This is a genomic window from Streptomyces flavochromogenes (genome assembly GCF_000717595.1).
GTDB classification, from domain to species: Bacteria; Actinomycetota; Actinomycetes; order Streptomycetales; family Streptomycetaceae; genus Streptomyces; species Streptomyces flavochromogenes.
The window spans coordinates 95939-116863 of record NZ_JNZO01000026.1 but is presented as its reverse complement, the minus strand read 5'-3'; the positions used below and the strand labels follow the sequence as shown (position 1 = coordinate 116863).

General features: G+C 70.3%; 21 protein-coding genes. 6 read left to right on the top strand and 15 right to left on the bottom strand.

Going from position 1 to position 20925, the window contains the following annotated elements:
- Positions 1-9: 9 nt before the first annotated feature.
- The 4 genes from IF00_RS0129785 to IF00_RS0129770 form a co-directional block, all read right to left on the bottom strand.
- Positions 10-1563, bottom strand: a complete 1554-nt coding sequence (locus tag IF00_RS0129785; protein ID WP_030323339.1) for an SCO6880 family protein — start codon at positions 1561-1563, stop codon at positions 10-12.
- The gene (locus tag IF00_RS0129780) at positions 1560-2873 is read right to left on the bottom strand and encodes a membrane protein (RefSeq protein WP_030323338.1); all 1314 of its coding nucleotides are present in this window, start codon (positions 2871-2873) and stop codon (positions 1560-1562) included. Before IF00_RS0129780 ends, IF00_RS0129785 begins: the two co-directional genes overlap by 4 nt.
- A complete protein-coding gene (locus IF00_RS0129775) occupies positions 2863-3702 on the bottom strand; it encodes a DUF8175 domain-containg protein (RefSeq protein WP_030323337.1) in 840 nt (279 codons plus the stop codon). Before IF00_RS0129775 ends, IF00_RS0129780 begins: the two co-directional genes overlap by 11 nt.
- Positions 3703-3797: 95 nt before the next feature.
- Positions 3798-4106, bottom strand: coding sequence for a hypothetical protein (locus IF00_RS0129770; protein WP_017242359.1), 309 nt, complete (start codon positions 4104-4106; stop codon positions 3798-3800).
- A gap of 324 nt (positions 4107-4430) precedes the next feature.
- Here IF00_RS0129770 and IF00_RS0129765 point away from each other — a divergent pair, with 324 nt between their 5' ends.
- The 4 genes from IF00_RS0129765 (at position 4431) to IF00_RS0129750 (ending at position 8025) form a co-directional block, all read left to right on the top strand.
- Positions 4431-5459, top strand: coding sequence for a C40 family peptidase (locus tag IF00_RS0129765; protein ID WP_078944893.1), 1029 nt, complete (start codon positions 4431-4433; stop codon positions 5457-5459).
- Between the two features lie 231 nt (positions 5460-5690).
- Complete coding sequence (locus IF00_RS0129760) at positions 5691-6413, top strand: phosphatase PAP2 family protein (RefSeq protein ID WP_030323331.1); 723 nt, start codon at positions 5691-5693, stop codon at positions 6411-6413.
- Between the two features lie 453 nt (positions 6414-6866).
- Positions 6867-7712, top strand: a complete 846-nt coding sequence (locus IF00_RS0129755) for an SCO4651 family lipoprotein (protein WP_030323329.1) — start codon at positions 6867-6869, stop codon at positions 7710-7712.
- 127 nt (positions 7713-7839) lie between these two features.
- Positions 7840-8025 carry a hypothetical protein gene (locus tag IF00_RS0129750; RefSeq protein WP_030323327.1) on the top strand — a complete coding sequence of 62 codons (186 nt, stop codon included), beginning with the start codon at positions 7840-7842 and terminating at the stop codon, positions 8023-8025.
- 49 nt (positions 8026-8074) lie between these two features.
- Here the strand turns inward: IF00_RS0129750 and IF00_RS0129745 are convergent, their stop codons facing one another.
- Positions 8075-8422, bottom strand: a complete 348-nt coding sequence (locus IF00_RS0129745) for a metal-sensitive transcriptional regulator (RefSeq protein WP_030323325.1) — start codon at positions 8420-8422, stop codon at positions 8075-8077.
- Positions 8423-8614: 192 nt separating this feature from the next.
- Here IF00_RS0129745 and IF00_RS0129740 point away from each other — a divergent pair, with 192 nt between their 5' ends.
- Both IF00_RS0129740 and IF00_RS0129735 read left to right on the top strand, forming a co-directional pair.
- Positions 8615-9235 (top strand): DUF47 domain-containing protein, encoded by a 621-nt coding sequence (locus IF00_RS0129740; protein WP_015035093.1) that lies wholly within the window; start codon positions 8615-8617, stop codon positions 9233-9235.
- A gap of 6 nt (positions 9236-9241) precedes the next feature.
- Entirely contained in the window at positions 9242-10240 is a 999-nt protein-coding gene (locus IF00_RS0129735) for an inorganic phosphate transporter (RefSeq protein WP_030323323.1), read from the top strand.
- A gap of 100 nt (positions 10241-10340) precedes the next feature.
- Here IF00_RS0129735 and pstB read toward each other — a convergent pair whose 3' ends face one another.
- From pstB to IF00_RS0129680, 10 genes are all read right to left on the bottom strand, one after another.
- The gene (gene pstB, locus IF00_RS0129730) at positions 10341-11117 is read right to left on the bottom strand and encodes a phosphate ABC transporter ATP-binding protein PstB (RefSeq protein WP_030323320.1); all 777 of its coding nucleotides are present in this window, start codon (positions 11115-11117) and stop codon (positions 10341-10343) included.
- A gap of 29 nt (positions 11118-11146) precedes the next feature.
- On the bottom strand, positions 11147-12220 hold the full coding sequence (pstA, locus tag IF00_RS0129725) for a phosphate ABC transporter permease PstA (protein WP_030323317.1): 1074 nt from the start codon (positions 12218-12220) through the stop codon (positions 11147-11149).
- Positions 12217-13191, bottom strand: a complete 975-nt coding sequence (gene pstC / locus IF00_RS0129720) for a phosphate ABC transporter permease subunit PstC (RefSeq protein WP_030323315.1) — start codon at positions 13189-13191, stop codon at positions 12217-12219. The genes pstA and pstC overlap by 4 nt, the downstream gene beginning before the upstream one ends.
- 107 nt (positions 13192-13298) lie before the next feature.
- Positions 13299-14441, bottom strand: coding sequence for a phosphate ABC transporter substrate-binding protein PstS (gene pstS / locus IF00_RS0129715; RefSeq protein WP_030323314.1), 1143 nt, complete (start codon positions 14439-14441; stop codon positions 13299-13301).
- Positions 14442-14817: 376 nt separating this feature from the next.
- Positions 14818-15237, bottom strand: a complete 420-nt coding sequence (locus tag IF00_RS0129710) for an NUDIX hydrolase (RefSeq protein WP_030323312.1) — start codon at positions 15235-15237, stop codon at positions 14818-14820.
- Positions 15234-16235 (bottom strand): CHAD domain-containing protein, encoded by a 1002-nt coding sequence (locus tag IF00_RS0129705; protein ID WP_030323310.1) that lies wholly within the window; start codon positions 16233-16235, stop codon positions 15234-15236. Before IF00_RS0129705 ends, IF00_RS0129710 begins: the two co-directional genes overlap by 4 nt.
- The gene (locus IF00_RS0129700) at positions 16222-18477 is read right to left on the bottom strand and encodes an RNA degradosome polyphosphate kinase (RefSeq protein ID WP_030323308.1); all 2256 of its coding nucleotides are present in this window, start codon (positions 18475-18477) and stop codon (positions 16222-16224) included. Before IF00_RS0129700 ends, IF00_RS0129705 begins: the two co-directional genes overlap by 14 nt.
- A gap of 240 nt (positions 18478-18717) precedes the next feature.
- Positions 18718-19701: an ABC transporter permease gene (locus tag IF00_RS0129690; protein ID WP_030323306.1), complete on the bottom strand. Its 984-nt coding sequence runs from the start codon at positions 19699-19701 to the stop codon at positions 18718-18720.
- Entirely contained in the window at positions 19698-20540 is an 843-nt protein-coding gene (locus IF00_RS0129685; protein WP_030323304.1) for an ABC transporter ATP-binding protein, read from the bottom strand. Before IF00_RS0129685 ends, IF00_RS0129690 begins: the two co-directional genes overlap by 4 nt.
- Positions 20537-20923 (bottom strand): GntR family transcriptional regulator, encoded by a 387-nt coding sequence (locus IF00_RS0129680; protein ID WP_030323302.1) that lies wholly within the window; start codon positions 20921-20923, stop codon positions 20537-20539. The genes IF00_RS0129685 and IF00_RS0129680 overlap by 4 nt, the downstream gene beginning before the upstream one ends.
- Between the last annotated feature and the right edge of the window lie 2 nt (positions 20924-20925).

The window sequence follows — 20925 nt, the reverse complement described above, 5'->3', positions numbered from 1 at the left end:
CCTTCGGCCCTAGCGGCGGATGCCGGTCGCGAACGGCAAGGTGTTCACAAAGGCCCGGTGGTGCTCGCGGTCGCACCACTCCAGCTTCAGATACGACTTGCCGGCGGAGGCCCTGATCGTGCGCTTGTCCCGGGCCAGGGCCTCGGGCGAACGCGACGACACCGTGATGTACCCGACGAGGTTCACTCCGGCCGCGCCACTGGCGAGATCTTCACCCCGCTGGTCGAGCCGGCCGTGGGCCGCGATGTCGCGCGGGTCGACCGTGCGGTTCATCTTGGCGGCGCGGCTGGCGTCGGCCTCGTCGTTGGTCTTCTCGGTGAGCATCCGCTCGATGGCGACCTCGGTGGGCTCGAGATCCATGGTCACGGCGACCGTACGGATCACGTCCGGGGTGTGGACGAGCAGCGGGGCGAGGAAGTTGACGCCGACGGGGGTCATCGGCCACTCCTTCACCCAGGCGGTGGCGTGGCACCAGGGCGCGCGGGTGGAGGACTCGCGGGTCTTGGCCTGGAGGTACGTCGGCTCCATCGCGTCCAGTTCGGCGGGCCAAGCGTTTCGTTTCGTCATGGCCTGGATGTGGTCGATGGGGTGGTCCGGGTCGTACATGGAGTGCACGAGGGAGGCGAGCCGGGACTGGCCGAGGGGCTGGCGGACGCGGATGTCGGCCTCGGCGAGGCGGGCGCAGATGTCGGTGAGCTCGCGGGCCATGACGACGGCGAGGCCGGCGTCGCGGTCGAGCTTGCGGGCGCCGGAGGCGTGCTTGGCGGCACGGGCCATGGCGTTGGCCTCGGCGGCGAGTTCGCGCGTGTAGTGCATGCACGCGACGAGATAGGCGCGGTGCTGCTCGCTCGACGTGGAGACCATCGACTGGAGCTGGTCGTACGACTCCATGAGCCACGCCGGCGCGTGGGGATCGCCGCGCTGGCCGACGTCCTTGGCGTGGGCGTCCGGGTCGGCGGGGAGGGTGCGGGCCAGCATCTGGAGGCGGGTCACGAAGCCGTCGCCGTTGGCGACGTGCTTGAGGAGGGTGCCGAAGCGGTCGACCAGGGCCTCCTGGTCCTCGCTGTCGCGCAGACCGACGCCGGGGCCCTCGATCTCGATGGCGGCGGTGACGGTGCGGCGGTCGGCGTGCAGGAGCACGGCGATCTCGTCGGGGCCGAAGGGGGCGGCGAGCCAGCCGACACGGCCGATGCCGGGCGGTGGGCCGACCTCGACCTCGCGGCCGTCGAGGTGGGTGCCTGCCTCGGAGACGACGGAGCGGTAGGCCGTGCCGCGCTTGAGCATCCGCTTGTAGCTGCGGTTGATCTCGAACCACTTGTAGAACGTGCGGTGCTTGTACGGGAGGTACACGGCGGCGATCGCGAGCATCGGGAGGCCGGCGAGGAGCGCGATCCGCAGGGGGAGGAGGGGGACGAGGAGTCCGCTCATCATGCCGAGGAAGGCGCCGACGATGATCAGGGCGATCTCGCCCGTCTCGCGGTTCTTGCCGACGATCGCGTTCGGCCGGGCGCGGCCCACGAGATACGTACGGCGGGGCGCGACCGGCTGGGACTGGGTCGTCAACGCCCTGCACCTCCAGAGTTCTTGCGGCTACTGTGCGGGGTTCCCGCGGTGGGACTGCTGCTGCGGGGTGGGGGCGGGGGAGTCGCGCCGCCGCCACCGCTTCCGCCGCGGCTGCTGTGGGCGGCCATGCCGCCGGACATGGGGTTGGCGGGGCGGGCGGGCTGGGCGCCCTGGCCGCCGCCGCCGTCACCGCGGGAGCTGTGGGTCTTGATGCCCTGGGAGACGAGGGAGGCGGGGGAGGAGATGACGGCCGCGGCCGCGTTCTCACCCGCGCGGTGGAGGCGGTTGTTGCGGGAGGCGGCGATCTCGTCGCCGAAGCCGGGGACGAAGCGGTAGATCATCGCCGAGGCGAAGATCGCGAGCAGGATGATCGCGAGGCCCGAGACGACGGCGGAGAACGAGTCGGGACCGGTGCCGGAGGAGAGCGCGCCGGCCAGGCCGAGGACGATGACGATGATCGGCTTGACCAGGATGATCGCGATCATGATGCCGGCCCAGCGGCGGACGTGACCCCACATGTTCTTGTCGACGAGGCCGGAGTAGACGACGACGCCGAGGAGGGCGCCGACGTACAGCATGACGGCGCGGAGGAAGAGCTCCAGGTAGAGCACGCCGGCGGCGAGGACGGTCACCAGGGACACGATGATCAGCATGATGGGGCCGCCACCGATGCTGTCGCCCTTCTGAAGGGCCTCCTTGAAGCTGCCGAAGAAGACGTCGGTCTGCTGGCCGGTGCCGGAGGCGATGACCTCGGTGACGGCGTCGGTGGCGTTGACGACGGTGTAGAGGATCAGGGGGGTGAAGGCGGAGGCGAGGACCGTCAGCCAGAGGAAGCCGATGGCTTCGGAGAGCGCCGTGGTGAGGGGGACGCCGCGGATGGCGCGCTTGGCGACGGCGAGGAGCCAGAGGAGGAGGGTGAGGACGGTGGAGGCGGCGAAGACGATGGCGTACCGGCCGAGGAACTCCGTGTTGGTGAAGTCGACGTCGGCGGTTTCTTTGACGGCCTTGGAGAGGTAGTCGATGGTGGCGATGGCGGCGTCGGAGAAGCCGCGGGAGAGGGACTTGAGGGGGTCGAGCGCGTCGGCGGGGTTGGTGACGGGGGAATCACTGCTCCCGCCGTCGGTAAGACCACTCTCACAGTGCTTCCTTGCCTGTCCCGTGAGGAGGTCGCATCCCTTGCTGCTCGCGCTCGGGGTGGGCGTAGGCGTGGGCGCCGCGAAGGCGCGGCCGGCGAACAGCACGACGGCAGTCTGGACCGCGCCCAGCGCGGCGGCGATCCCGGTGCTGCGGCGGAGGGGCTTACCGGGCATAAGTGAAGCCTCCGAACTGACCCACCGCGTCCGCCATGTCCTGGGCGCTGGAAGCCCTCTGGTCACGGGCGACGGGCACGGGGCCGTCCTTCTGTGTGGACTTGGTGACCTTCCAGTCGCCGTCGACCCACCGCAGCTCGAACGTGTCGGTGTACCAGGACTCGGAGACGGGGTGCTTCGAGGCTTCACCGGCGAGGCCGAACAGGGACGAGTACCAGACCGACACCGTCGCTCGGTCGGCCGCGTAGTTCTCCACCTTGGAACCCACCGGAATGACCCGGGAGATGAACGTCATGCCCTGCGGTGCCGTGCCGTCCGCCTGGAGGCCGATGCGTGTCAGCAGGTCCTCGGCGCTGTAGGCCTTCTCGAGCTCTCCCCGGTTGTCCGCCGCGGCGCCGGGTGCGTAGACCGTGGTGACGATCTCGTCGCGTCCGGCGGCGGTGAACATCTCCGCCGACCCCAGCGCCACCGCGTAATTCGTAGCCGCGCTCTGCGCCCCCTGCTCGTCCTGGGCGTAGCCCGTGGGGATCTGGCCGTTCTTGCCGGTGACCGGGCGGATGCCTGTCGCCGCTGTGGGGGCCGTTTTGCCGGGGGTGTCGGAGGAGGTGCCCGCCGCGTCCGCCGGGTCGCCGCCGCCGCGGTTGGCGAAGGCGATGGCCGCGACGAGGAGGACCACCACGCCGACGACCGTGATGAGGGAGCGGGAGCTGCGGACGGGGCGGCGGGCGCCGCCGTACAGGTCGCCGCTGTTGCCTTCGGGCAGGCGGGTCCGGGTCTGGCCCGAGCCGCCCACGCCGCCGAAGCTGTCGTGCTCGTCACCGGGACTCATGCCGGGAACGCCCCCTCACTGGTTCGCGGTACGGGCAGTACGTCTTGCTGGACATCTGGGGAACGCATTCTCAGGGAGTGGTGTCCGACGGAGGGTCAGACCGCCATCCCGTACACGATGGTGAACAGCGTCCCCAGGGATCCGATGATGAAGACGCCGGTCAGACCGGCCACGATGAGGCCCTTGCCCTGTTCCGCGCTGAACGTGTCGCGGAGGGCGGTCGCGCCGATGCGCTGCTTGGCCGCTCCCCAGATGGCGATGCCGAGGCAGAGCAGGATGGCCACGGCCATCACCACCTCGATCATGATCTTGGCCTCGGCGCCCAGGCTGCCGAAGGGGCCCCAGTTCGGGGCGATTCCACCGATGATGGTGGTGATGTCGCCTTTTTCTGCCGCCAGGTACATGTAACTCACCGCCCCTGTATGGGTAGTTAGTCGCCCCTGCCGGACGGCATGGGTCATCGCCCTATCTTCGCTGATGAAACCGCTCGCGTGTGACGGCTTGACGGCTCTCTTTACCCGATCCCCGCACATCTGACCGACTTGACCGTCTTGACCTGCGGTGGTCTGGCCGGTTTCTATGCAAAGAAGCGTATGGTCACTCTGTGTATCACGGAGAGTGACTCCGGGCAATCATTGTCGTTGTTGCACTCTTGGGGCGGTGTCGGCGGCCCACCGCCTAGACTCGTTCCCGGGGGCGTACTGCCATGAGCCGAGGGGTGGTTGACGGTGCGTAGGGCCGGCAAGGCGTGGCTGGTGGCCGGTGGGGCCTTCGGGGTCTGTCTGAGTTTCGTCGCGCTGCTCGTCGTCGGTACGTACTCGACGGCGGCGGGTCTCGCCGGCGGCGCGGGCGGCAGCGCGAACGGCACCGTGGCGCTCGCCAAGGGCGCGGTCCCGGCGCTCTACCAGGGGCTCGTGCAGCGGTGGGGGAACCTCTGCCCCGCCATCAACCCGGCTCTGCTCGCCGCCCAGCTCTACCAGGAGAGCGGCTGGAACCCGCGGGCCGTCTCCCCGGCCGACGCGCGGGGCATCGCCCAGTTCATCCCCGGCACGTGGGCCGGGCACGGGGTCGACGGCGACGGGGACGGCGACCGGGACATCTGGGACCCGAAGGACGCGATCCCCTCGGCCGCCTCGTACGACTGCGAGCTCGCCGGCTATGTGAAGAACGTGCCCGGGGACCCGGCGAGCAACATGCTGGCCGCGTACAACGCGGGCGCGTACCGGGTGATCAAGCACGGTGGGGTGCCGCCCATCAGCGAGACCCGGAACTACGTGCGCATCATCAAGTCCCTGGAGAAGAGCTTCGCCCGGCCCGTCGGCCGTGTCGACCCCTCCCGGCAGGCGGCCAGTGCGATCCACTACGCGCAGGGGAAGCTCGGCACCCCGTACCTCTGGGGCGGCACGGGCACGGCCGCGCAGAACGGCCGGTTCGACTGCTCGGGGCTCACCCAGGCCGCTTACGAGAGTGTCGGCATCCGGCTGCCGCGCGTGGCCAACGACCAGTACAACGCCGGGCCGCACCCCTCGCGCGAGGAGCTGCTCCCGGGGGACCTGGTCTTCTTCTCCGACGACTTGACCAACTCGCGGGCCATCCGGCACGTCGGCATCTACGTCGGCGGCGGGTACATGATCGACGCGCCGCGCACCGGGGCGGTGATCCGGTTCGACCGGATCGACACCCCGGACTACTTCGGTGCGACCCGGGTCACCGCCGAGGGTGCGGCGGCGCTGCCCACGCATCTCCCGCAGACCTGACCGGAACAGACGGGCCGTCGGACGGTGTGCGCCTTCCGGTCGTACCGGACATGGCCGGAACTCTCCGTCATGCACAGGCCCTGAGCTGCGGTGAACCGTCACTCTTCGATAACGTCATCATGATCCACCGGAGAGATCGGAACGTGCGCCTCAGGCGGTTCGTTCCTTGGTCCGACCGCTCTGACCACGGGGGTTGGAAAACACAGACACGAGAGCAAGGGGCCTCAGCAGATGGCTGGACTCGCATCGGACGGTTCGAACCCCGATGTCAGCCTGCTCTACGACATCAACGGGCTGGCCAAGGCCGCCCCGCCGTGGTTCGACCGCGTCATGGGGTTCGTCGGCGAGTACGGGATCATGCTCGCGATGGCCCTCGTCGTGCTGTGGTGCTGGTGGAGCGTGCGTCGCCGCGGCACCCTGGCCGACTCCGTGTCGGCCGCCGCCGGGCTCGTGTGGGCCCCGCTGGCCGCCGGTATCGCCCTCCTGGTGAACATCCCCATCCGCGGCTTCGTCGAGCGTCCCCGGCCCTTCAGGGACCATCAGGGGCTTGAGGTCCTCGTCGCCGGGAAGACCGACTTCTCCTTCGTCAGCGATCACGCCACGCTGGCGATGGCGCTCGGTGTCGGTGTCTTCGTCGCCCACCGCCGCTTCGGTCTGGCCGCGATCGGCCTCGCCCTCGCCGAGGGCTTCGCGCGGGTCTACATGGGGGTCCACTACCCGACCGACGTGATCGGCGGCTTCGCCCTCGGTACGGCGGTGGCGCTGCTCCTGGCCCCGCTCGCCCTCGCGCTGCTCACCCCGGTGATGTCAGCCGTCGCCCGTTCGGGCCGCTGCGCGGGTCTGGTCCGCTCCCGCCGGGCCGAACCGGCGCGGCACCCGGAGGCGGTCGGCATCCCCGAGCCGCGCATCGGGGGCCCGGCCTCCGGCCCCGGCCACAACGACCTCGCCGCCTAGAGCCCGTCCGTCGTACGCCGCCCGTCCGTCGTCGTACGCCGCCCGCGCGGCGTACGAGCCCGGTCGGGCGCCCGGCGTTCGCGTCCCCGTCGCGCGCCCCGGTCTTCGCGTCCCGGTCTTCGAGCCCCGCTCACCGGGCCCGGGCGACCTCGCCCGCCTAGCCCTCCGTGGCCTCCGCCGTGCGGAGGTGGTCCGCCGCGTCCGAGCGGGCCCGGTCGCGGGATCTTCGGGCCGGGCCCGACCAGCCGCAGCTGCAGCGTGCCAGCGCGAAAGAGCCGCGCTCCGACGTCGTGGTGGTGTGAGGGGAGGACTGCGCGTGCACTTCACCACGGTACTGCGCGTGACGGCAGGCCTCGACCGTCGTTATGCGGATCGGGTGTCCCCAGGGCCCGCGGGCCCCGGGAAGGGCGGGTCCCGGGCAAACAGCGGTGAGGCGTTGGGGGTTGGCAGACGATGGTGGTGCAGCTGCGGTACGGCCGTCCGGGTGCGCGCGGGAGCGGGGCGTTCGCCGTCACCGCCGTCCTGGTCGGCTCCCTCGTCGGGACCGCCGCGGTCACGGGGTGCGCCGCCCCCGAGGACCCGAAATCCACGGTCGACCCCACCCTCGCCGTACGGAGCGCCGCCGACGCGCTGACGAAGGCCGGCACCGCCAAGGCGAGCACCTCCATGGAGATGGCCGCCGGGGGGACGCGGGTCACCATCCGGGGCGAGGGCGGCTACGACTTCCGGCGCCGTACCGGCCGGCTCCAGGTGGTGCTGCCGAAGGACGCGGCCGGGGCCAGCGAGCACCGGCCGATCACCGAGCTCCTCACCCCCGGCGCCCTCTACATGAAGAACCGGGGGGCCGGAGTGCCCGCGGACAAGTGGGTGCGGGTCGACACCACCACCCTCGACGACGGCAACCTCGTCACGGGCGGGGCCACCGATCCGGCCGCCGCGGCGGAGCTGCTGCGGGGCGCCCGGCAGGTCACGTACATCGGCGAGGTCGACCTGGCGGGGGTGAAAGTCGGCCACTACCGGGGGGTCGCGGACATCGCGCACGCCTCCCGGGTCGCCTCGCCGCAGCTCCGCGGGGCGCTCACCGCGGCGGCGAAAGGGTTCGCCAACGACACGGTGCCCTTCGACGCGTACCTCGACGGGGAGGGCCGCCTGCGGAAGGTGCGCCACCAGTTCAGTTTCAGCAACCAGGGCCGTACGGTCGCGGTCGCGTCGACGACCCTGCTGTACGGCTTCGGGGTCCCCGTCCGGGTGACGCTGCCGGACCGCCGGGACATCTACGCCGGGAAGATCAAGGCCTGAACGGCCTGACCTGGCCCGGTGCTGGTGTGGACCATCGGCAAATGGTCCGGACGTGTCATGCGCGGTGTGTGTCGCCGTCCCTACGCTGGGAGACCGCTGGGAGACCGACGCCGGCAGGAAGAGGTGGATGCGCGTGGCCCCGCCCGGTACAGCAACCGTGACCGCAGACCCGGACTGCGTCGCCCTCGCCGAGATCGAACTGTGCGGCGAACTGATCATCGCCGCGTCGGCCGCGGACGGGGAGCGGCTCAGCGCCGACCGGATCGACGAGGTGCTGAGGGTGGCGGTGGAGCGGGCCGTGGAGGACCTCTGACGGAACGGCCCGGCTCGTCACCGCGTACGGGAGGAGCGGGACGGTGGCCTCAGGTCCGCATCATGCGGGCGATGGCCTTCGTGGCCTCCTCGACCTTGGCGTCGATGCCCTCGCCGCCCTTGGTCGCCGCCTCCGCGACGCAGTGCCGCAGGTGCTCCTCCAGGAGCTGGAGGGCGAACGACTGGAGCGCCTTCGTCGAGGCGGAGACCTGCGTGAGTATGTCGATGCAGTAGACGTCCTCGTCGACCATCCGCTGGAGACCGCGGATCTGGCCCTCGATCCGGCGGAGCCGCTTGAGGTGCTCGTCCTTCTGTTTGTGGTAGCCGTGCACGGCGTGCTCGTGGTCGGCCGGCCCGACGGCCTCGGGGGTGACCTGGTCCGCCTCGGTGGTCGTCATGGCGTCCTCCCGTTGTCCAATAAGGGGGTGTATACCCCTCGTGGGTATATGGTACCGATCCCCGCCGATCCGGGCGGGGGCCCGTGCTGTTCACTGTGCCTGATGGGCGACACTGAGAGACGCCGGTTAGCCGTGGCCGGATGATGCGCCTAGCATCAGCCTGACCGAAACCCAGCACCCCGAGGACCTCACGTGCGATTTCGTCTGACCCCCAGGGAGACGAGCTTCTACGACATGTTCGCCGCGTCCGCGGACAACATCGTCACGGGCTCGAAGCTCCTGATGGAACTGCTCGGAGCGGAACCTTCCGCCCGGGCCGAGATCGCGGAGCGGATGCGGGCAGCGGAGCACGCCGGCGACGACGCGACCCATGCCATCTTCCACCAGCTGAACTCCTCGTTCATCACGCCCTTCGACCGCGAGGACATCTACAACCTCGCGTCCTCCCTCGACGACATCATGGACTTCATGGAGGAGGCCGTCGACCTGGTCGTCCTCTACAACGTCGAAGAGCTTCCCAAGGGTGTCGAGCAGCAGATCGAGGTGCTGGCGCGGGCGGCGGAGCTGACCGCCGAGGCGATGCCGAACCTGCGGACGATGGCCAACCTGACCGAGTACTGGATCGAGGTCAACCGGCTGGAGAACCAGGCGGACCAGATCCACCGCAAGTTGCTCGCGACGCTCTTCAACGGCAAGTACGACGCCATCGAGGTGCTGAAGCTCAAGCAGATCGTCGACGTGCTGGAAGAGGCGGCCGACGCGTTCGAGCACGTTGCCAACACGGTGGAGACCATCGCGGTCAAGGAGTCCTGAGGCTTCGTGGACACCTTTGCTCTGATCGTGACCATCGGTGTCGCGCTCGGTTTCACCTATACGAACGGCTTTCACGACTCGGCGAACGCCATCGCCACCTCGGTGTCGACGCGTGCGCTGACCCCTCGCGCGGCCCTGGCCATGGCCGCCGTCATGAACCTCGCCGGTGCCTTCATGGGCAGCGGGGTCGCCAAGACGGTCAGCGAGGGCCTGATCGAGACGCCGCACGGCGACAAGGGGATGGGCATCCTCTTCGCCGCGCTGGTCGGCGCGATCATCTGGAACCTGGTGACCTGGTACTTCGGTCTGCCGTCCTCCTCCTCGCACGCCCTGTTCGGCGGCATGGTGGGTGCGGCGCTCGCCGGCGGTACGGAGGTCATCTGGGGTGGCGTCCTCGACAAGGTCGTCATCCCGATGTTCATCTCGCCGGTGGTCGGTCTCGTGGCCGGTTACCTGGTGATGTGCGCGATCATGTGGATGTTCCGCAAGGCCAACCCGCACAAGGCCAAGCGCGGCTTCCGTATCGCGCAGACGGTGTCGGCGGCCGGCATGGCGCTGGGCCACGGTCTGCAGGACGCGCAGAAGACGATGGGCATCGTGGTGATGGCCCTCGTCATCGCCGATGTGCAGGCCGCCGGCGACGACATCCCGGTGTGGGTGAAGATCGCGTGCGCCGTGATGCTCTCGCTGGGTACGTACGCGGGTGGCTGGCGCATCATGCGGACGCTCGGCCGCAAGATCATCGAGCTGGACCCGCCGCAGGGATTCGCGGCGGAGACCACGGGTGCGTCGATCATGTTCGGCTCGGCGTTCCTCTTCCACGCGCCGATCTCGACGACGCACGTCATCACCTCCGCGATCATGGGCGTGGGTGCGACGAAGCGGGTCAACGCGGTGCGGTGGGGTGTCGCCAAGAACATCATCCTGGGCTGGTTCATCACCATGCCGGCGGCCGCGCTGGTCGCCGCGGGCAGCTTCTACGTGGTGCAGCTCCTGTTCGGCTGAGGCCGACAGTGGCTTGAAATGATCGGGCCCGGCTCCCCTGTGGGGGAGCCGGGCCCTTCGTCTTACGGTGGCACCGCCATGCAGCACCGCAGACGAGTCTTTATCCGAAGCGGCCGGAGATGTAGTCCTCGGTCGCCTGGACACTCGGGTTGGAGAAGATGCGCTCGGTGTCGTCCAGCTCGATCAGCTTGCCGGGCTGGCCGACGGCCGCCAGGTTGAAGAAGGCCGTGCGGTCCGAGACGCGGGCGGCCTGCTGCATGTTGTGCGTCACGATGACGATCGTGAAGCGCTCCTTCAGCTCGCCGATGAGGTCCTCGATCGCCAGCGTCGAGATCGGGTCGAGGGCCGAGCAGGGCTCGTCCATCAGCAGGACGTCGGGCTCGACCGCGATGGCGCGGGCGATGCACAGACGCTGCTGCTGACCGCCGGAGAGGCCGGAGCCCGGCTTGTTCAGGCGGTCCTTGACCTCGTTCCAGAGGTTGGCGCCCTTGAGGGACTTCTCGACGATGTCGTTGAGCTGCGACTTCTTGTACTTGCCGTTGAGGCGCAGGCCCGCCGCCACGTTGTCGAAGATCGACATGGTGGGGAAGGGGTTGGGGCGCTGGAAGACCATGCCGACCGTGCGGCGCACGGCGACAGGGTCGACGTTGGAGCCGTACAGGTTCTCGTCGTCCAGCATCACCTTGCCCTCGACACGGCCGCCGGGGGTGACCTCGTGCATGCGGTTCAGGGTGCGCAGGAAGGTGGACTTGCCGCAGCCGGACGGGCCGATGAAGGCCGTCACGGAGCGGGGCTCGACGGTCATCGAGATGTCGTCGATCGCCTTGTGGGCGCCGTAGTAGGCGGAGAGGCCGCTGACGTCGATTCGCTTGGCCATGTGAATCACTACTTCCAATGATGCCGCGGTCAGCGGCCGGTCTTGGGGGCCTTCCAGCGGGCGATGCCGCGGGCCACCAGGTTGAGGATCATGACGAAGGCGATCAGGACGAGCGCTGCGGCCCATGCGCGGGACACGGCTGCGTCGGTGCCGACCGCGTACTGCTCGTACACGTAGAGCGGCAGGGAGGACTGAGCGCCTTCGAAGGGGTTCGGATTGATGAGCTTCGTACCGAACACGAGGAGCAGGACCGGGGCCGTCTCACCGGTGATACGGGCGACCGCGAGCATGACGCCCGTGGTGATGCCGCCGATCGCGGTGGGGAGGACCACCTTCAGGATGGTGCGCCACTTGGGGATGCCGAGGGCGAGGGAGGCCTCTCGGAGCTCGTTCGGGACGAGCTTGAGCATCTCCTCGGTGGAGCGGACCACGACCGGCATCATCAGGATGGCGAGGGCCATCGCGCCGGCGAAACCGGAGGGGCCGAAGCCCAGCATCAGGTTCCAGGTGGCGAGGATGAAGAGGCCGGCGACGATCGACGGGATGCCCGTCATGACGTCGACGAAGAAGGTGACGGCCTGGGCGAGCTTTCCGCCGCCGTACTCGACGAGGTAGACGGCGGTGAGGAGGCCGATCGGGGCCGCGATCACGGTCGCGATGGCGACCTGCTCGATGGTGCCGAGCAGCGCGTGGTAGACACCGCCGCCGGCCTCGGCGTCGAGGACGCCGTTCATCGAGTGGCCCAGGAAGTACGGGTCGAGGACTTCCATGCCCTTGCTGATCGTGACCCAGGCGAGGGAGAGCAGCGGCACGACGGCCAGGATGAAGCAGACCCAGACGAGGCTGGTGGCGACGCGGTCCTTGGCCTGGCGGCTGCCCTCGACCTTGGTGGTCACCGCGTACGTGGTGAGGACGAAGAGCAGCGCGGCGATCATGCCCCACTGCACCTTGCTGTGCCAGCCGGCGCCGAGGCCGATGCCGATGCCCGCGGCGATGGAGCCGGCGGCGATGGCGATCGGGCTCCAGCGGGGGAGGCGGGCGCTGGAGAGCGAACTGGCGCGCTTGACCGTCGTGACCGGACGATCCTGTATGGCGTGGCTCATGCCGCTGCCCCCGAGTACTCCTTGCGGCGGCCGATGATCCAGCGGGCGGCGCCGTTGACCAGCAGGGTGATGGCGAAGAGGACGAGACCGGACGCGATCAGCGCGTCCCGGCCGAACTCGTTGGCCTCGTTGAACTTGGCGGCGATGTTCTGCGCGAACGTGCCGCCGCCCGGGTCGAGAAGGTGGCCCGAGATGAGGAAGCTGGGGGAGAGGACCACGGCGACGGCCATGGTCTCGCCGAGTGCGCGGCCGAGGCCCAGCATGGAGGCGGAGATGATGCCGGAGCGGCCGAAGGGCAGCACCGACATGCGGATGACCTCCCAGCGCGTGGCGCCGAGGGCGAGGGCGGCTTCCTCGTGCATCTTCGGGGCCTGGAGGAAGACCTCACGGGTGACGTTGGTGATGATCGGAAGGATCATGATCGCCAGCAGGATGCCCACGGTGAAGAGGTTGCGGGCGGGGCCGTCGTTGGCCTTGTCGAAGATGTACGTCCAGCCGAAGTACTCGTTCAGCCACTTGTTGAGGCCGTCCAGGTACGGGACGAGGAAGATCGCGCCCCAGAGGCCGTAGATGATGCTGGGCACGGCGGCGAGCAGGTCGACGACGTACGCGAGCGGCTTGGCCAGCTTGCGCGGCGCGTAGTGCGAGATGAAGAGCGCGATGCCGATCGCGACGGGCACGGCGATGGCCATGGCGATGATCGACGAGACGACCGTGCCGAAGGCGAGGACGGCGATGCCGAAGACCGGCGGGCTGCCCGCCGGGTTCCACTCGAAGGTGGTGAAGAAGTTCGTGCTGTCCTTCGAGATCGCGAGGACGGCGCGGTAGGTGAGGAAGCCGGCGATCGCGGCCATGATCACGAGCAGGGTGATGCCGGAGCCTCGGGAGAGACCGCTGAAGATGCGGTCCCCGGGGCGGGACGCGCTCTTGGCGCTCCGGCTCCTCTTTATGTCTGGTGTGGTGGTAGCCATCTGCTTCTCCGGTCTGCGGGGCCCCTACGGATGTACGGGCTCCTGGCGGCGGTGCACCGGATGCCGGGTCCGGCCCCCCGGAGCGGGGGGCCGGACCCGGCCGGGGGTCAGGACAGGGTGGGGACGATCGCGCGGACCTTCGCGGCGATCTCGGCCGGGAGCGGGGCGTAGCCGGCGTCGGCGAGGACCTTCTGGCCCTCCTCGCTCACGGTGTAGTTGAGGAACGCCTTCAGGGTCGGCAGGGTCTCCGCCTTGTTGCCCTTGTCGCAGGCGATCTCGTAGGTGACGAGGACGATCGGGTAGGCACCCTCGGCCTTCGTCGCGTAGTCGAGGGAGAGGGCGACGTCGCTGCCCGTGCCCTTGACCTTGGCGGCGGCGATGGCCTTGGACGCGTTCTCCGAGGAGGCGGCGACCGGGGCGGAGGCGCCGGTGTTGATGCTGACGGTGGAGATCTTGTTCGCGGTGGCGTACGAGAGCTCGAAGTAGCCGATGGAGCCCTCGGCGTCCTTCACCGCGGTGGCGACACCGGAGGAGCCGTTGGCGGCCTGGCCACCCTGGGCGGGCCACGACTTCGACTTCGGGTCGTGCTTCCAGTCGGCGGCGGCGGCGGTGGAGAGGTACTTGCCCAGGTTCTGGGTGGTGCCCGACTCGTCCGAGCGGTGGAAGGCCTGGATCGAGCTGTCGGGGAGCTTGGCGCCCGGGTTCAGCTTGGCGATCGCCGGGTCGTTCCACTTGGTGATCTTGTTGTCGAAGATCTTGGCGATGGTGGAGGCGTCGAGGACCAGGTTGTCCACGCCCTCCAGCTTGTAACCGATGGCGATGGGGCCACCGACCATGGGCAGGTTGACGCCCTTGCCGGTCTTGCAGATCTTCGCCGACTCGGCGACCTCTTCGTCCTTCAGGGCGGAGTCGGAGCCCGCGAAGGCGACCTGGCCCTGGTTGAACTTGGTGATGCCGCCGCCGGAGCCGATGGCCTGGTAGTTGATCTCGACACCGGAGCACGCGGCCTGGAAGTTCTTGACCCAGAGGTCCATCGCGTTCTTCTGCGCGCTGGAACCGGCGGCGAGGAGCTGGCCCTTGGCGCCCTCGCAGGCGATGTCCGAGGCGGCGGCGGAGGTCTTCGTGCCGCCTTCCTTGGCCGGCGTCTCCGTGTTGTTGTCCGAGCCACACGCCGAGAGGACGAGCGCACCGGAGACGACGAGGGCACCGATCGCGGAGGCGCGAAGCCCGTTCTTGCGCGAAAGCTTCACTTTCGGGTGTTCCTTCCAGAAGCCGCCCTGTCGCGGACCGAGTGTCCTGAACGTTTCTACGGCGGCGTGTGTCGGTTGGCGGTGCGTCGTGGAGCGCTGTGCACCGTGTAAGGCCGAAATTAGGCAGAACAGGTGAAGCCGTCGACGGGACAGAGTGAACGGAAAGTGAACCGTGCCGTAAGGCCGGGTGCGGGGTCGCGGGGGCGGGCGCGCCGGGGCCCGGTGGACGCCTGCGACAGAGGCCGGGTGACGCCCCCCCCCGTGGCGGATGCGGATTCCGGGTGACGCCCGGGGCACGGGGGCGCCTTCCGCCGACGGTGGGGCACGGGGGCGCCTTCCGCCGACGGTGGGGCACGGGAGCGCTCGCCGTCGGCGGCTAGCCCGTCGTCGTCGCCGTCAGGGCGTTCAGGAGGTCGCGGTCCCGCGGCTGGGTGAGGCGGAGGCGGGCCGCCACGGGCGGCAGCCAGACGACACGGTCGACCTCGCGGCTCGGGGTGAACGTGCCGCCGAGGGCGCGGGCCGCCCAGTACTCGACCTCTTTCGGGCGGCCGTCCACCGTGTAGCGGACCGTCGGCAGCCGGAGGCCGAGCGCGCAGTCCTGGCCCGTCTCCTCCAGGACCTCGCGCAGCGCGCACGCCTCCGCCGACTCGTCCCGCTTCCGCTTCCCCTTCGGATGCGACCAGTCGTCGTACTTCGGTCGATGGACGAGCGCGACCTCGATGCCGTGGCCGGAAAGTGCCGGACGCCACAGGACGCACCCGGCCGCTCGGACAGGATCCTGGCGCTCCCCGCTCATGGGACGGGCGCCGTCGTTCTCCGCCAGGCGTGCTGGAAGGCGAAGCGGGAGGCCTCGACCTCGTGGCGCTGGTCGGCGTGGAGGACGCCCAGGGCGTACGCGGTCGCGGGGGCGATGCGTGGGGTGCGGGCGGCAGCGGCGGCCGCCGACGCGGCTTCGGCGGCGTCCCGGTGCCGGTCGAGGGCCCGGGCGGCCTCGAACAGGACGGCGTCGGGTTCGCCCCCGGTGTGCAGGGCCTCGGTGGCGTAGCGGTGCAGCCGGAGCAGGAGCCGTGTCTGGTGCCAGGGGGCGTCCTGGCTCTCCCCGGTGGCCAGGGCGAGGGCGTCGGCGTTGTACGGGTGGGCCGCCCGCGTCAGGGGCAGGGCGGCCACCGCGTCCCGGAGGCGCCGCTCGGCGACCTCGGCGGGGCCGTCCAGGACCTCGACGGCCGGGGCGCTGCCGACGGGGCCGAGCGGGACCTCGGAGGCGAGGAGCGCGACGGCGTCGGCGACCGCGTGGAAGCGGGCCGAGCCCAGTGCCTGGAGCGAGGCCGAGTGGGCGCGTGTCCGGGCCAGTGTCAGCTGCCGTTCCAGCAGGGCGCCTGCCCGGGCGGCGCCCACGGTGAGGCCGGCCGCCTCGCTGCCGCGGGCGGCGGGGACGGGGCCGTTGCCGTTCATCCCGCCCGTACCGTTCGACAGGCGGGACAGCGCGTCCACCAGGCGGACCAGCCGCGAGGTGCAGGCGTGCTCAAGGGCGAGGGTGCCCGAGAGCCAGGCGAGCTCGGTGCGCAGCTGGTCCGCCCAGGCCGTGTCGAGCAGCGGCCGGAAGGTGTGGAGCGTCCCGCTGATCCGGCGGGCGGCGCCGCGCAGCGTGCGGGCCGCCTCCTCCGCTCCGGCGGTGTCCGAGCCGCTCTCGCCGTGGAGCCGGAGGCCGCGGAGGAAGTCCGCGGCCCGGGCGTGCAGGTAGGGGGCCAGGACCTCGCCCGCCGAGACGTCCTGCGACTGGTCAGGGTTGTGCACGCCGGCGCCTCCGCGCGTCGATGAGCATCTCCTGGACGTGCCGGAGCGGTCGGCCGTCGGGGTCGGTCGCGTGCCGCGTCCAGTTCCCGTCGGGGCCGAGGTGCCAGGAGGAGGTGGTGTCGGACATCCCGGTCTCCAGGAGCCGGGTGAGCGCTGCCCGGTGCGCCGGGTCCGAGACCCGTACGAGGGCCTCGATCCGGCGGTCCAGGTTGCGGTGCATCATGTCGGCGCTGCCGAACCACACCTCGGGTTCGCCGCCGTTGCCGAAGGCGAAGATCCGGGAGTGCTCCAGGAAGCGGCCGAGGATGGAACGGACCCGGATGTTCTCCGAGAGGCCGGTGACCCCGGGGCGTACGGCGCAGATGCCGCGGACCCAGATGTCGACCGGGACGCCGGCCCGCGAGGCCTGGTAGCAGGCGTCGATGACGGCCTCGTCGACCATCGAGTTGACCTTGATCCGTACGTACGCGGGCCGGCCGGCGCGGTGGTGGGCGATCTCCTTGGTGATGCGGGAGACGAGCCCGTCGCGCAGCGACTTCGGGGCCGTGAGCAGGCGCCGGTACGTCTCGCGGCGGGAGTAGCCGGAGAGCCGGTTGAACAGGTCCGAGAGGTCCGCGCCGACCTGCGGGTCGGCGGTCAGCAGGCCCAGGTCCTCGTAGAGGCGGGCCGTCTTGGGGTGGTAGTTGCCGGTGCCGACGTGGGAGTAGCGGCGCAGGAGCTCGCCCTCCTGCCGTACGACGAGCGACAGCTTGCAGTGGGTCTTGAGGCCGACGAGGCCGTAGACGACGTGGCAGCCGGCCTCCTCCAGCTTGCGCGCCCACTTGATGTTGGCCTGCTCGTCGAAGCGGGCCTTGATCTCGACGAGGACGAGGACCTGCTTGCCGGACTCGGCGGCGTCGATGAGGGCGTCGACTATCGGAGAGTCCCCGGAGGTCCGGTACAGCGTCTGCTTGATCGCGAGGACGTCGGGGTCGGCCGCCGCCTGCTCCAGGAAGGCCTGTACGGAGGTCGAGAAGGAGTCGTACGGGTGGTGGAGCAGGACGTCCCGCTCGCGGAGGGCCGCGAAGATGTCCGGTGCGGACGCCGACTCGACCTCGGCGAGGTCCCGGTGGGTGCCGGCCACGTACTTCGGGTACTTCAGCTCCGGCCGGTCCTGCCCGGAGATCCCGAAGAGGCCCGTGAGGTCGAGCGGACCGGGCAGCGGGTAGACCTCGGCGTCGGAGACCTTCAGCTCGCGGACGAGCAGGTCGAGGACGTACGGGTCGATGGACTCCTCGACCTCGAGGCGCACCGGCGGGCCGAAGCGGCGCCGCATCAGCTCCTTCTCCAGGGCCTGGAGCAGGTTCTCGGCGTCGTCCTCCTCGACTTCCAGGTCCTCGTTCCTGGTCACCCGGAACATGTGGTGCGCGAGCACCTCCATGCCGGGGAAGAGCTCCTCCAGGTGCGCGGCGATGACGTCTTCGAGGGGGACGTACCGCTGCGGGGAGGCCTCCAGGAAGCGGGACAGCAGCGGCGGCACCTTCACGCGCGCGAAGTGGCGGTGGCCGCTGACCGGGTTGCGTACGACCACGGCGAGGTTGAGCGAGAGTCCCGAGATGTACGGGAAGGGGTGCGCCGGGTCCACGGCGAGGGGGGTGAGCACCGGGAAGATCTGCTGCCGGAACAGGGTGAAGAGGCGCGCCTGTTCCTTCTCCGTGAGCTCGGGCCAGCGGATCAGGTGGATGCCCTCGTCGGCCAGGGCCGGGGCCACGTCCTGCTGGAAGCAGGCCGCGTGCCGGGCCATGAGTTCGCGCGAGCGGGTCCAGATCAGGTCCAGGACTTCGCGGGGCTGGAGGCCGGAGGCCGAACGGGTGGCGACGCCGGTGGCGATGCGGCGCTTGAGGCCGGCGACGCGGACCATGAAGAACTCGTCGAGGTTCGACGCGAAGATCGCGAGGAAGTTCGCCCGTTCGAGGAGCGGGGTGGTGGGGTCCTCGGCCAGTTCGAGGACGCGCTCGTTGAAGGCGAGCCAGCTGCGCTCCCGGTCGAGGAAACGCCCCTGCGGCAGCTCGTCGCCGAGCATGCCGTCGTCCTCGTAGGTGTCCGGGTCGGAGTCCAGGTCGGCGTCGAGATCGGTGACGACGGCACCGTTCACCACCGTCGCGCGGCGCGCGGCTATGGAGTCGGCGGACGACGAGGCGGACGACGGGACGGACGGCGTGGCGGAGGACTGGACCGGGACCTCGGCGGGCTGCTGGCTCATGGCCCCATTCTTCCGCGCGAAGGGGTGGTCGGGCGCGTCGGAGCGGGCCGTGGGGGAGGGAAGTCTCCCTTTGGGGAGGGTCGCCCTGCCGGGCGACGTCACGGAGCGCTTCATTGCGTGAGCGTCGCAAGCGCGTCTGAATGGCCGGTAACGACGACATGTCGTACGGGAATCGGGGGCGGGGCCGTGTGCGGGCTCCGCCCCCGGTCGTTCGGATGTTTCAGGGGTGCCGGTGGATCTTTACGGGTGCCGGGCGCGCAGGACGCGGAAGGCGGCGAAGGCCGCGAGGGCGGCGAGGGCGAGGAGGATGCCGCTCTCGATGAGCTGAGTGGGCCAGAAGTGTGACTGCGGGTGGTAGTCGACGTACTGGCTGGTGACGTCATGCTGGGCGAGGCAGCGCTCGAAGATCTTCATGCCCCCGTCGTTCATGCCGTCCAGGCCGGGGGTCCTGTTCACCTCGTCCCAGCAGATCGACTGGTCGAAGCGGACGCCGGAGGTCGTGAGCAGCCCCGCGTCCGTCATCAGGGCGTTCTCGGGTGCCCAGAGCGTGGGGCCGGCCGGGCCGGTGACCGTCTTCACCGTGAGGAAGGACCAGCGGAACGCGCCCAGGATCAGCAGGACCACGCCCATGACCAGGCCCGTGGCCGCCATGGCGACGAGGGTGCGGCGGATCAGCTGGCCGACGAGCGCGCCGACGGCGATCGCCGCGAGGACGTAGGCGAAGATCACGGTGCCGGTCGCCTCGTACGGTCCGCGGTCGGACCAGTCGAGGTTGTAGCTGCCGGAGACGCGGCTCCAGCCGATCCGGAAGACGCCGGTGAGGGCGAGGGTGACGAGGAGGGCGGTGGCGGTCGCGGTGAGGAGCTTGGCGCGGAGCCAGTCCGTCGGGCTCACCGACTGGGTGAGGGAGAGTTTGTACGTCCCCGACTCGAATTCGCGGGCGACGAGCGGGCCCGCGACGAAGGCGCCGACGAGCAGCGGCAGGAGGAGCAGCCACATGCCTCCGTATTCGAGGGCCAGGCGCAGCGCCTCGTAGCCGCGGTTGTCGTCGGCGGCGTATCTCTGGCCGTCCTCGTAGTAGCGGTCGGGGGTCTGGGCGTCCCAGATCCGCAGTCCGCCGATCACCGCGAGGGACACGGCCACGGCCGCCGCGGCCAGCCACAGCGTGCGACGGTACTGGCGGACCGTCACCCAGTAGGTGCCCTTGAGGGCGAGGGTGCTCATGCCGGGGCTCCTTCGGTGGTGCGGAGGTGGGCGAGGAGGAGGTCCTCGAGGGAGGGGTCCCTCGTCTCCCAGGGGCCTTCGACGGGGCCCTCGCGGCGGATCAGAGCGGTGAGTTGACGGCCCGTCGTGCGGGACTCGACGACCGTGTGCGGCGCGAGATCGGCGACCGGGCCGGTGAGCAGGGTGTGGGCGGCGAGGAGTTCGTCGACGGGGCCGTCGAGGCGGATCCGGCCGCCGTGGAGCAGCAGGAGGTGGTCGCAGGCGCCCTCCAGCTCGGTGAGGATGTGGGAGGACATGACGACGGTGGTGCCGTGTTCGGCGGCGTCGGCCATGAGCAGGCCCATCAGTTGGTGCCGGGCGAGCGGGTCGAGGTCGGCCATCGGCTCGTCGAGGAGCAGCAGTTCGGGCCGCTTGCCGAGGGCGAGGGCGAGGGCGACGCGGGTGCGCTGGCCGCCGGAGAGGGTCCGTACGACGGCCTCGGGGTCGAGCGTGTCGGCGATGACGCGCCGGGCGGTGGCGTCGTTCCAGCGGCCCGGGTTGAGTTCGCGGCCCATGCGCAGGGTGTCGGCGACGGTGAGCCGGGGGTGGAGCGGTTTGTCCTGGGCGACGTACGCGAGGTGTTCGCGGTCCGGGGCCTCGATGGTGCCCTCGGTGGGGCGGAGGAGCCCTGCGGCGAGGGCGAGGAGGGTGGATTTGCCGGCGCCGTTGGGGCCGACGAGGGCGCAGACGCGGCCGGTGGGGAGGGCGAAGTCGCACTCCCGCAGGGCCCAGCCCTGGCCTCTGCCCCCGTATTTCTTGCCCAGGAGATCGGCCTTCAGTGCGATGCCGTCTCTTGTCATGCGTCGTCCCCCTCGAAGTGTTCCTTCAGTACGGATGTGAAGAGCGCGGCCACGTCCTCGCGGTCCAGTCCGGCGGTGCGGGCGCGACGGGCCCAGTCGGCGAGTTCGCCGCGCAGGGGTGAGTCGGCCGGGCCGGTGCCGAGCGTGGTGCGGACGAAGGTGCCGAGGCCGCGGCGGGCCTCGACGAGGCCTTCGCGTTCGAGTTCGCGGTAGGCCTTGAGGACCGTGTTGGGATTGATGGCCGTCGCTTCGACGACCTCGCGTGCGGTGGGCAGTCGGTCGCCTGGTTCCAGGAGGCCCATCCGGAGGGCCTGCTTCGTCTGCTGGACGATCTGGAGGTAGGTGGCGACGCCACTGCGCCGGTCGATGCGGTACTCGACCACGA